Origin of the sequence: Bacillus sp. HY001 (assembly GCF_007558965.1) — a bacterium.
Taxonomy (GTDB): domain Bacteria; phylum Bacillota; class Bacilli; order Bacillales; family Bacillaceae_G; genus Bacillus_A; species Bacillus_A mobilis.
On record NZ_VLTE01000132.1, the window covers coordinates 1 to 241 of the forward strand.

Consider the following 241-nt stretch of genomic DNA (forward strand, 5'->3'; position numbering starts at 1 on the left):
GTGTCGGTTTGCGGTACAGGCACCTTTTATCTCGCTAGAAGCTTTTCTTGGCAGCGGGGAATCAAAGACTTCGCTCCATAAGGAGCTTCCCCATCACAGCTCAGCCTTCACGATAAGCGGATTTGCCTACTTATCAGCCTAACTGCTTGGACGTGCACAACCAATCGCACGCTTCTTCTATCCTTCTGCGTCCCTCCATTGCTCAAACGATAAAGAGGTGGTACAGGAATATCAACCTGTT

The 241-nt window shown here is 49.4% G+C and carries 1 rRNA gene; it reads right to left on the reverse strand.

The features are described from left to right. Positions 1-241 (reverse strand): 23S ribosomal RNA (locus FOT98_RS29130); the annotation flags it as partial.